This is a genomic window from Mesorhizobium sp. WSM4817 (genome assembly GCF_055811135.1).
This window is the reverse complement of the sequence record NZ_JBVVQQ010000015.1, coordinates 161,248-169,513: the sequence shown is the minus strand read 5'-3', so window position 1 is coordinate 169,513 and position 8,266 is coordinate 161,248. Positions and strand designations below refer to the sequence as shown.

Here is an 8,266-nt window from a genome sequence, read left to right as displayed (position 1 = left end):
GGCCTGAAGGCGCTGGTCGACGATCATCATTTGCGCAACGGCCTCAATGTCCACAAGGGCAAGATCACCAACCGCGCCGTCGCTGAAGCGCTGGGCTACGAAATGGCGGAGCCCAAAACGGCCCTAGCCGCCTGATATTCCAGGCCCGAAAGTTCCTCCTGCCTCGCCCGCCGGTTCCTGCCGGCGGGTTTTTTTCTTGGTGATGATTGGCAAGATGCGTCTTCCCCCTCCCCTTTCCGTCAATCTTGCGGTGCAGCCCGTCGGGGCGAAACGCTGGTCGACGAGGAAGCTGAACGCGCAATCCGAACCTGGACATCGCCAGCCGAAATCCCCGGCTTTCCTGATGCGACGATCACCAGGGCCCTTCCCCGCGCGTTCGACAGCGAAATGTGGACGAACCATCCTGAGCGCCATTGTCGGGCTAAATCCAAATCGCCCACGCAAGGGCTTTGAGGGAGTTTCGAAATTGGATTGTCTCCAGAGGATCGAGACGTTGATCGATGAGGCCAGCGTGGATGCGATCGATAAGGCGCGCGTTTTGCTGGATCGGTTCAAAGGTAGGTCAGAAACACTCGCCCAAGCTATCGATGACTTCCTGCTTGATCTTATGACCCTGGTGTTGTCGTAGAATCCACCCGCGAGAGGTTCCACAACCCGGCGCGGCGATTGGCGCGTATGAGATTGACCAGGATCAGCCTGTTGTTGGCGTCGTAGTCTGAAGCTTAGGAGTCGGTCCCGGTCAGAGAGAGGTCGCACCAGGAAGAAGGCGCGCGACTGATTGTCGGCAAATCCGAGCGCACCAAACAGCTACGTTCTCTTGCGGCCGCTGGCCTGGTGGCAAAAAGATGTGCCCCGAGGAACGCTACGGGACTGGCCAGCAATTTTTGAGCCAGCACCGTGTCCGCGAGCCAGGGCCCAAGACTATGTTCGGCCTCCGGCAAGAGCCTGGCGTCGAGCATCTTCGCATGCCCCCGCGTCGATCTTTCTTCGGAAGTATTCCCGATGTCGAGCTATTAAGGTCGGCGGCGCGCCGGATGGTTGATCGGCGCGTGCTGCATCTGCTCAAGATGTGGCGGGAATGCCCGGTCGAAGAAACGATGATCGAGGCCGGAAGACACGCACGGCCAAGGTGCGGGATCCGTCTCGGCCGTATTCAACAGCACGACTTTGTAGCCCTCCTTGTCGAGCATTTCAGAGAGTGCGCGGGTAATAGGCGCTGGCGAACACGACGTCGCTGACCCGCAGCACGTTCGCTGCCGGTTCTTCTCCTTCCGGGACGACGATCTTGCGCAAACCTTCAAAAGCGCCGCGCACCAGCGCCATTTCGGCGGCCATGGCATCATCGGCCGTTGTAAGCGCGACGGTGGGAATTGCGGGCTTTCTCATCGTGACCCGATCTCTACTCAAACAGGGTTCGCCCCTGGATTGGATGCGCCTGTCGGCAAAAAGTTCCCGAAAGTGCGCGCCACTGAGCCAATCGGTGCAATAGGCCAGGGCTGACTATCCACACACCAACCGCCTCCCGATGCCTCGACAGCAACTGCGCTCTTGGCCGGCGTTTCGCTTGTCCGTGGCATGCCCAAACCGTTGCAGATTCAGCGCTCCTCAAACAGTAAACAGATTGCGCATGACCTCAGAGCCAAAGATGGCCGATAGGACGGACGACCTTCTATCGCTTCATTCGTCCTTCCAAGCGCCGCCCTTTTTCCAAAGAGCCCTCTTTGTCTTCGCTAAAATAGCCGAAGTTAAATTTCGAGCGTTTCGGCTTGCCGGAAATTAGGGTCTCGGTGGATAAACCCGCATGGCTTTTGCTGGCAGGAAGACCGATGCGCGGGCGTGGATGGATCAAGGCGTTGCGTCAGGACGAGGCTCGGCAGGTGCGTGCGCGCATTGCGGAACTGGAGCGCGACCTCATAGCGCCCACACCTCAAGAACGCCATCGACGTTCCGAAGCCGGACATGAACTTCGCAATGCGAAGTCCCGCCTGGCGCGTCTCGAGGAATGCATCTCCGGAAATACCGGAGAAACATCCGCGTTAGCGGGAAGCTTCGCCGCTCTCAATGCTTGTCGCGAACATCATCTGCTGCGGTCAAATCGATCCTCAGAAAATGCGGAAGGGAAGGCGGTCCAGCCAGGGCGCGAATGGCTGGCCCCCAGCACCAAGTTCTCGGCTTTGCAGTCCTGTACAAGGATTCCGAAGGCCACCTGTCGCTCGCGTCCCCCTGTGGTCACACTGCTCGTCGATAGGTCCAGAGTTGTGCGGGGGGAACATTGCGAACGACGAAATCATAGTGAGAAACGATGTAACGGTCGGGCATTCTGAGCACCGGCGACAGAAGACCGTAGGTGATTTGGATCACAGGTCGCCCGGCGGGGATTCGTGCAAGCAAATCCTCCAGCAGTGTGAGGCGCTGTTGCATCGGAAAGCTCAACAACGGCACTGCGCTTATGACACAATCGAACTTTTCCCGGCGCTCCCCCAGGGTTTCTTCCAGGGCAAACGCATTGCCCAAGCGGAAATCCACTCCTGGAAACCGTCGCACCAGGCCTTCATAGAAATCCTTGGAATATTCGACCGAAGTCAACCGATGCGGTTTGATCCCTCTTTCTAGGATGGCCCTGGTGATGACACCCGTCCCGGCACCAAGCTCCAAAACCGGCAATCCAGAATGCGGGTTGACCACACTAGCCATGCGGCGCGCGGCATGGATCGACGTGGGCATGAGTGCGCCCACACCTTTCTTATCCTTCTGCCAACATTTGAAGAATTGCACTTCTTCCTCAAGTTTCTTGCCAAGTCGCTCTTTCAATCGAAAGACCATATCCGCTCCCTTCTCCCGATCCGAGTCGGAGCGACTTTTTGTCGAAATTTCGCTATATAACAAGCCTGATTCACAGGGATGATTGCCGCGCCGGAGGCGCGAAACGCCCGGGCCGGCTGGCACGCCCTTGTCCACCAGGATCACGTTTTTCTCGCTCAGATGCGCGCCAGTTCTTCCTGTATGGAAATCTCGGTCATGGCCTCGCGAGCCCTCACGGCTCATCGAGCAGCCGTATCTCCGGCTGCACCATCAGCGCCAGCGCGACGCACGCAGGGTTTCTCATCTGCTGCGCGTTTCGCCAGGCGCACAGCAGACAGCGAGGCCGCTACGGCCGCAAAAAACCCGCGACGGCGGCTCGATTCCGGGACCGGTCCGCCATTTTTGGTAGGTGATCCGTGCAAATGCGTGGCGTGGATCACCCCAGCTATCTCGTGGCCGCCCCATTGCCAACGTCCTCTTTTCAGCCGGCCGAGCCTCCCAATCGCCGGACCAATGATGACGATCCCCTCTGAATTTTTTGAAGAGTCTGACGGTCTGCGCCGTCTTACCGTTGTTCCGGCTTTGCCATAGCCTTCTCTGCCGCGCAGGCGGCAAAGTGCTATGACTCTACCGTGTAATGGCCTTGGAAAATACGACGGCTGGACCACAATAATGAGGTTTAGGCTGAAGACTTTTCAGAGAAACCCCCAAAAAGGAAACAGCAGCTCTTCCGGTCCTTACGAGCCCGGCCGTTCCTATCGGCCGGTAATCATCGCAGGCCATAGTGCCTGTCCTTCCACGACCGGAGCCGAAGCGATTTTTCTGCTAGCAGCTTCACGCTGGGTCCTGTTCCAAGCCGAACTCGCTGGCAGGGCGCATAGGGCATCAGGAACCGCTTTTGGCGACGACGTGAGTTGGCGCCGGTCAGAAACACGACCTGCTCTGCAGCGCCCTAAGCCGCCTGTTGTTGGGCGGCGCGTGCTCCGAATGAGCATTCGAGGCGAACAGCGTTTCCTTTGAGTGGCAAATGAATGCTTCCTCCCGTCGATGGAGGACCGGATATGATGTGCAGCTCGGCTGAGTGCCCGCAACCGCGAAGCAGGTATATGGGAGAAATTGCCGTCATCCCATGTGATAGCTAGGGATCGGCGTTCTGCGTTGATTCTGATGTTCAAAGGTATCATGGCGTTTCCTGATCGTGCGGCGCCATTGTAGGAGCCCGTCCTGGTTCGACACGCAATAAATTGCCTGCTGCTGCCGTAGCCAAAAAAGGGCGTCCTTGTCTCCCGGGGGGACGCTAAGGCCTCGCACGATTGTTTGAGGATCTCGGAGAGGGCCATTTCGGCGCCTGGCCGCACGGTCATCGCGGACTCGGGGCGGGCCGTTGGAAGCCTCGCTGCGGGAGGTCTCAATTGACAGCCAGCAGGACCGCCTCGCCATCTACCAGTTCCTGCAGGTCACCTATAAGCATCGGCGTCGAACCGTCAGCGCGCCATCAGTCTGGCGTGTGCATGTGGCTTCGGCAGCCTCAGTGCCATCGCCAAGGAGATACGCTTTGCCGAGATGATGATCAGAAAGCGGCTAAGCCCCGAAGTGGAAGCGCTCGCCGACACCGGGATCAGCCTGAAATCCTTGATGGCTTGAGGCAAAGGCACTTTCGCCGACGCAGCCCGTGTGCATTCGCATGTCCGATCTCCAGCAATCGCCATGCGTCCGCGCTACAGAAATGCGTGCACGATCATCGAAGTCAGGATTGCGTTCAGTCCCATCGCAATTCCCGCAAACAGCCCAGCCACGGGGCTCACGGAATAAGCGCGGGCCGTCCCGATCCCATGGGAAGCCAGGCCCACCGCGAACCCCCTGCAGTGAAATCCTTCACGCGCATAGCATTCATGAGCGGCGCTACAATCACGGCGCCGCAGATTCCGGTGAAGACGACGACAGCGGCGGTCAGGGCAGGATTTCCTCCGAGGCCGGAGGAAACTGCCATTGCAATGGCGGTCCCCCCGCCTGTCGATTCGAAGCAGCTGTATGAAACGTTGCTTCAAACGCAAGAACTCGCGGGACGCGATGATGTCCCTGGTCCTCGGCCTCTCGAAGGCCACAGTGATTTCTTCGTGGATGCGACCTGGCTGTGCCTGCATGACAATGATTCGATCCGAAAGCAGCAAGGCTTCGTCGATATCATGCGTAACGAAGACGATCGTCGTTCTGAACTGCTCCCAAACCTCGAGCAGCAGTTCCGGATCCTGGGTCGTTTGCGGGAGGGCGAAACGACAAGCACAGGTCCCTGACCCGCATGATCGTTTGCCTGCTAGTTTGGATTCCCGGGCAAAGGGCTTTGCATTGAGGCGGACGGGGCGGCCCGAGTGTCAGCCTTGGCGCGATCGAGGCCGGTCTGGGTGCGTTCGACGAGAAGATCCCGCTCGAACTGGGCGACAGCGTTGAGACGTTCATCGTCATCTTACCGGCTGAGTTTGCCAGATCGACGCGGCCAAGTGCGAGACTGTGAACCTTCACGCCCATCTCCTCGAGCTGAGCGACGGTGGTGCTGACATCAATCGCGTTGCGACCGAGACGATCAAGCTTGGTGACGACCAGGACATCGCCATGCTCCAAACGATCGATCAGGCGGCGGAAGCCTGTCCGCTGGGCAATGGGAGTGCTGCCGGAGATGGTTTCGGAGACGATGCGACGGGATTCGACATGGAAGCCCCGCCGACTGGATTTCCAAGATCTGGTTGTCAAACCGTCTGGCCGATGGTCGAGACGCGGGCATAGGCTTTGCAATCTGCAAAGTGAGATTGCTTCTGATAAGGAAACGGAATTCGTAGGCGGGCGCCACTCCGCTGCTACAACCCCCGTCGTTACCTTGCTTCGTGATGCCGAAATACATTCGAGTGGCCATGATGTTGCGCCAGACCATTATTAATCACTGCAGAGTGCTTCCAGCCCGGAATAGAGCTCCAGCGCTTCCGGGTTGGCCAGCGCCTCCTTGGTCTTCACCGACCGTCCGTGGACGACTTCGCGCACGGCGAGCTCGACGATCTTGCCGGACTTGGTGCGCGGAATGTCGGCGACCTGGATCACTTTGGCCGGTACATGACGCGGTGACGCACCGATGCGGATCTTGGTCTTGATCTTCTTTTCGAGATCGGCGTCGAGCGTCAGGCCCGGTACCAAACGGACGAAGAGGATAACCCGGACGTCGTCGTCCCAGTCCTGGCCGATGCAGATGGCCTCGGCGACTTCATCGAGCTGTTCGACCTGGTTGTAGATCTCGGCGGTACCGATGCGCACGCCGCCGGGATTGAGGGTGGCATCCGAGCGGCCGTGGATGATCAGGCCGCCGTGTTCGGTCCATTCGGCGAAATCGCCCTGGCACCAGATATTATCAAAGCGCTCGAAATAAGCCGCGCGGTATTTGGCGCCATCAGGGTCGTTCCAGAAACCCACCGGCATGGAGGGGAAGGCTTTGGTGCAGACCAGTTCGCCCTTCTCGCCATGGACCGGTTTGCCTTCATCGTCCCAGATGTCGACTGCGAGGCCGAGGCCCGGCCCCTGGATCTCGCCCTTCCAGACCGGCTTGACCGGATTGCCGAGCACGAAGCAGGAGACGATGTCGGTGCCGCCGGAGATGGAGGCGAGCTGGACGTCCGGCTTGATGCCTTCATAGACGAATGAAAAACCTTCCGGCGAAAGCGGCGAGCCGGTGGAGGTGATCAGGCGCAATTCGGAGAGATCGTGTGTCTTGAGCGGCTCGATGCCGCCCTTGCGCACCGCATCGATATACTTGGCCGAGGTGCCGAAGATGGCGAAGCGTTCCTCGGCTGCATAGTCCCACAGTTGCCCGAGGGCGCGAAGGGCGAGCCGTCGAACAGGCAGAGCGTGGCGCCGCTCGCCAGACCCGAGGCCAGCCAATTCCACATCATCCAGCCGCAGGTCGTGAAGTAGAAGAGGCGATCACCATCGCCGACGCCGGAATGGAAGCGGTGTTCCTTGAGGTGTTGCAGCAGCGTGCCGCCAGCAGAATGAACGATGCATTTCGGCACTCCGGTCGTGCCCGAGGAGAACAGGATAAAAAGCGGGTGGGCGAACGGCAGCGGCTCGTATTCCACGGGCCTCGCGGTGAAGGGGATGGTCGCGGCATCCATGGTGCGGCCATCGGCGAGCGATGCGGCCAGCGCTTCGGCGTCGCCGGCGTAACCCACGACCATGACGGGGCAGCCGAGCTTGGGCGCGACGTTCCGGACCTTGTCGGAGACGTCCTGCAGCTTGCCGTTGTACCAGTAGGCATCGCAGGTGATGAATAGGCCCGGCTCGATCTGGCCGAAGCGGTCGAGCACGCCCTGCTCGCCGAAATCGGGCGAGCAGGACGACCAGATGGCACCGATCGAGGCGGAGGCCAGCATGCAGGCGATTGTCTCCGGCATGTTCGTCATCATGGCCGAGATACGGTCGCCCTTGCCTATGCCCATCGCGCGGAAGGCTTGCTGTAGCTTGGATACGGTGGAATGGAGCTGATCCCAGCACCAGCGATAGCTCATCTTGTCCTCACCACGGAAGATCAGCGCGTGTTGGGGACCGTTCTTGATCAGGAGGTTTTCGGCGAAGTTCAGGCTGGCGTCGGGGAAGAAGCGAGCATGGAGCATAACATCGCCGTTGATGAGATCGCGTGCCCCGGGCTGTCCAATCACGCCGCAATAATCCCAGACGGCAGACCAGAAACTGCCGCGTTCATCGATTGACCATTGATGAAACGCATCATGGTCAGGTAGATCAGCCTTGTAGGTACAGGTGCAGAATTCGCGAAACCTCGTGATTGCGCTCGTGCGAATCTCGTCTGCGCTGGGCTGAAATAAGGGTGAGTCGATCATCGACAAGTTCCTTTGAACCAAATGTTATGCGGCCGCGGTGTAGATAACAGGCCGATGCGTCGCAGGAGCCCAACACCACCAGATTTCGCCTTAGTGCCACTAGGTGCCTTCTCGGCGTTTAACCGAACAGATTAACGCCCGCGGCTCGCCGCTTCCCACAGCTGATGCGCGACCATCTCCCTTGCAATCCTTCGGCCGATAATCTGCTTTGTCGGCTACCTCGAGGCGGCGCCCGGCGCGAACGGGGGTGCTGAAGGCGGCCGGACACCACCGCACTGAGCTGGGCCCGCTCTCATCGACCTCATGCTGATCGAGTAGCCTGCTCATCCATCGGGGCGCGCATCGCTTCGGCGAGTTCAAAACCCGCCGCGAACAATCTTATACTCCTGAATGATTCTTCCAATTTTTATTGGTTTTCTGCGCGATCAGAACACTCTTACGGCTCTATTAGATCAATTCATAATATCCAGCAGTAAACAATGAAAGTACATTTCAGCCGCTGTTCGTTAGTATCCATGCCATCCTGCGCCTTCGCGGCGGCAGGAGAGACGTCCGTGTGGTCAGATCGACGGGCTCAGTCGATGAAG

The 8,266-nt window shown here is 59.1% G+C and carries 5 protein-coding genes and 4 pseudogenes; 3 read left to right on the top strand and 6 right to left on the bottom strand.

The annotated features are described in order from the left end of the window. Nucleotides 1–135: pseudogene (locus AC0L2K_RS21140) on the top strand (alanine dehydrogenase); the annotation flags it as partial. A 61-nt stretch (nt 136–196) separates the two neighbouring features. After that, nucleotides 197–628 (top strand): hypothetical protein, encoded by a 432-nt coding sequence (locus AC0L2K_RS21135; protein ID WP_473532227.1) that lies wholly within the window; start codon nt 197–199, stop codon nt 626–628. Nucleotides 629–1,013: 385 nt separating this feature from the next. On the opposite strand, the gene AC0L2K_RS21130 is transcribed toward AC0L2K_RS21135, so the two are convergent. The 4 genes and pseudogenes from AC0L2K_RS21130 to AC0L2K_RS21115 form a co-directional block, all read right to left on the bottom strand. Then, nucleotides 1,014–1,190 carry a hypothetical protein gene (locus AC0L2K_RS21130; protein ID WP_473532226.1) on the bottom strand — a complete coding sequence of 59 codons (177 nt, stop codon included), beginning with the start codon at nt 1,188–1,190 and terminating at the stop codon, nt 1,014–1,016. A gap of 1 nt (nt 1,191) precedes the next feature. Further along, nucleotides 1,192–1,386, bottom strand: a complete 195-nt coding sequence (locus AC0L2K_RS21125; RefSeq protein WP_473532225.1) for a hypothetical protein — start codon at nt 1,384–1,386, stop codon at nt 1,192–1,194. Nucleotides 1,387–2,229: 843 nt separating this feature from the next. Continuing rightward, complete coding sequence (pmtA, locus tag AC0L2K_RS21120) at nt 2,230–2,823, bottom strand: phospholipid N-methyltransferase PmtA (RefSeq protein ID WP_473532236.1); 594 nt, start codon at nt 2,821–2,823, stop codon at nt 2,230–2,232. A 1,697-nt stretch (nt 2,824–4,520) separates the two neighbouring features. Next, a pseudogene (locus AC0L2K_RS21115) lies at nt 4,521–4,792 on the bottom strand (LrgB family protein). Between AC0L2K_RS21115 and AC0L2K_RS21110 the strand changes: the two are divergent. Further along, nucleotides 4,695–5,096, top strand: coding sequence for a hypothetical protein (locus tag AC0L2K_RS21110; RefSeq protein WP_473532237.1), 402 nt, complete (start codon nt 4,695–4,697; stop codon nt 5,094–5,096). The pseudogene AC0L2K_RS21115 and the gene AC0L2K_RS21110 sit on opposite strands and share 98 nt — an antisense overlap. Nucleotides 5,097–5,172: 76 nt before the next feature. Here the strand turns inward: AC0L2K_RS21110 and AC0L2K_RS21105 are convergent. Together AC0L2K_RS21105 and AC0L2K_RS21100 are read right to left on the bottom strand one after the other, a co-directional pair. Beyond that, nucleotides 5,173–5,630: pseudogene (locus AC0L2K_RS21105) on the bottom strand (recombinase family protein); the annotation flags it as partial. Nucleotides 5,631–5,730: 100 nt separating this feature from the next. Continuing rightward, nucleotides 5,731–7,679 (bottom strand): annotated as a pseudogene (locus AC0L2K_RS21100) (acetoacetate--CoA ligase). Nucleotides 7,680–8,266 lie beyond the last annotated feature (587 nt).

Excerpts from the sequence above, each read along its gene's own strand:
- AC0L2K_RS21130 (WP_473532226.1), bottom strand. The coding sequence starts at position 1,190 with ATGCTCGACAAGGAGGGCTACAAAGTCGTGCTGTTGAATACGGCCGAG.
- AC0L2K_RS21125 (WP_473532225.1), bottom strand. The coding sequence starts at position 1,386 with ATGAGAAAGCCCGCAATTCCCACCGTCGCGCTTACAACGGCCGATGAT.
- pmtA (WP_473532236.1), bottom strand. The coding sequence starts at position 2,823 with ATGGTCTTTCGATTGAAAGAGCGACTTGGCAAGAAACTTGAGGAAGAA.
- AC0L2K_RS21110 (WP_473532237.1), top strand. The coding sequence starts at position 4,695 with ATGAGCGGCGCTACAATCACGGCGCCGCAGATTCCGGTGAAGACGACG.